General features: G+C 70.6%; 2 protein-coding genes. Both read right to left on the reverse strand.

Going from position 1 to position 2,447, the window contains the following annotated elements; genetic code table 11:
- Nucleotides 1–102: 102 nt before the first annotated feature.
- Entirely contained in the window at nt 103–1,149 is a 1,047-nt protein-coding gene (locus AAHM41_RS39890) for an ABC transporter substrate-binding protein (RefSeq protein WP_342242197.1), read from the reverse strand.
- Nucleotides 1,150–1,178: 29 nt separating this feature from the next.
- Complete coding sequence (locus AAHM41_RS39895; RefSeq protein ID WP_342242198.1) at nt 1,179–2,321, reverse strand: NAD(P)/FAD-dependent oxidoreductase; 1,143 nt, start codon at nt 2,319–2,321, stop codon at nt 1,179–1,181.
- Between the last annotated feature and the right edge of the window lie 126 nt (nt 2,322–2,447).

Here is a 2,447-nt window from a genome sequence, read left to right on the forward strand (position 1 = left end):
CGTCTCCCCCCCCCCGGGCCGCCCCCCCCCCCCCCCCCCCCCCCCCCCACGCTCTGACGGGACGATGTTGGGTTCGCTGACGCGAGCCCAACCTACGCGTGTTTACCGCTCGACCGTCCGGTTCCAACGGTCGTTCCAGTCCGGCCGGTGGGCGTTGATCTGGTCCCAGTCGACCGTGACCGCGTGCTCGAGATAGCCGCGCATCTCCTTCACCTTCGCCGCCGATTCCGGCGTCGGGCCTTCGACCTTGGCGTTGGACGGGACCTGGTTGCCGTATTGCAGCGCCTTGGCCTGGGCCTCCGGCGTCAGCAGGTACTGCGCCAGCTTCTGCGCCAATGCCGGCTCGGAGTTCCCGGCGACGACGCATTCCGCCACCATCAGCACCACCGCGCCCTCCTTCGGCTGGGCGTAGCCGACCGGGATGCCCTTGTCCTTGAAGCTGGCGACGGCGGTCGGCGTCAGCGGGAAGATCGCCGCCTCGTCTGTCTGCACCATCTCCGACAGCTTGGCCGAGCTCGGGATGTATTCCAGCACGTTCGGGCCGACGGTCTCGCCCCATTTGGCAAAGCCGGGGTCGACATTGTCCTCGCTGCCGCCCTGGATGCGGTTGAACATCAGGAAACCGTGCAGCCCGTAGGTGCTGCTGGACAGCGACTGGAACACGACCTTGCCCTCGTATTTCGAGTCGGCCAGGTCCATCCAGGAGGTCGGGGCGGCCCAGCCCTCCTGCTCGAACATCCTGGTGTTGTAGGCCAGGCCGGTCACCGTGACGGTGACGCCCAGCGCCATGTCGTCCTTGATCCGGGCGGCGGGATAGAGATCTGCCATCACCGGCGCGGTCTCGGTTTTCTGGCACAGCCCCATGCCGATGGCGCGGACCATGACGCCGTCGTCGAGGAAGACCAGGTGCATCTGCGGGTTGTCCTTGGCCGCCTGCAGCTTGGCCAGCACTTCGGAGGAGGTGCCGGGCACCACCACGACCTTGGCGTCGTTGGCCTTTTCGAAATCGGGGAAGACGTACTGGCTGTAGGCCTTCTCCATGTCGCCGCCATTCATGCCGATATAGATGGTCTTGGTCTCCGCCATCGCCGCGCCCGAGGCCAGCAGCGCCGTCGTGGCCAGCAATGCGGTTCCGATCCGTCCGTTCATGTCGCTCTCTCCTGTTTGGTTGTTGATGCTCAGGCCGCCGACGTGTCCGCCGTGGGGGCGGCGAAGCGGCCGATGTCGAAGGCCTCGATCGGGGTGGTGCTGCGGCCGTCGCGCGCCAGCTCGGCCAGCACCTCGCCGACCGCCGGCCCGATCTGGAAGCCGGCGCCGGAGAAGCCGAAGCCGTGGATCAGCCCGGGCGTGGTGCGGCTCGGCCCTAGCACCGGGTTGCGGTCGGGCGTGTCGCCTTCGACGCCGCTCCAGAACCGGATCACCTGGGCGCCGCGCAGGGCCGGGAACAGCTCTGCCGCCTGGCGCAGCAGTGCGGCGATGGCGCTGCGGCCGGGTCGGGCGCGGTCTTCGTCCAGCGTGATGCCGCGGCCGCCGCCCATGACGAAGTTGCCGCGCTCGACCTGTCGGGCATAGATGGCGCCGCCCTCGACCCCGACATTGATGTCCATCAGGCGCGGCAGCGGCTCGGTCACCGCCATGTTGGGGTGGGCCGATTCCAGCGGCACGGTCTCGCCGAAGGCGGCGGCGAAGCGGCCGGACCAGGCGCCGGCGCAGTTCAGCAGCAGGCGCGACCGCACCTCCAGCCCGTCGCCGGCCAGCAGGCGGAAGCCGTCGCCATCCCGGACGGCCTCGTGGACGGCGGTCTGCTCGCGGATGTCGGCCCCGGCCTTGCGCGCGGCGCGGGCGAAGCCGGGCGACACCAGGCGCGGATTGGCATGGCCGTCATCCGGGCACCAGGACCCGGCGAGGGCGCGGTCGCCCAGCCAGGGCCAACGGGCGCGGAAGGCGTTGCCGGCGACGATCTCGAGCCCGAGGCCCAGGTCGCGCACCCGGTCCTGATAGGCCTCCAGAGACGCCAGGTCGGCCTCGCTGCGCGCCAGCTTGAGGTGGCCGGAGCGGATGTATTCGCCGTCGATGCCGATCGTCTCGGGCAGGCGCTGCCAGATCGCATGGGCGCGCTGCGACAGCGGGATCTGCTCCGGCGGCCGGCCCTGGCGGCGGACGCCGCCATAATTCACGCCGCTGGCCTGGGCGCCGCAGAAGCCGCGCTCCAGCAGCAGCACCGCCATCCCCATGTGGCGCAGCGCCAGGGCCGCGGCCGCGCCGGCGATGCCGCCGCCGATGATGGCGACATCGGTGGTGATGCGCTCGGTGGCGGTCATGTGGCGGCTCCTGCCGGATGCCGATCAAAGACAAAGTCCCCCCTCCCCTTGCGGGAGGGGGGTAGGGGGAGGGGTTTGGGCGCGGGCGCGCGCGGATGGCGGGGGTTGTGGGGGTGGGCGCAATCA

Source organism: Inquilinus sp. OTU3971, assembly GCF_038440215.1.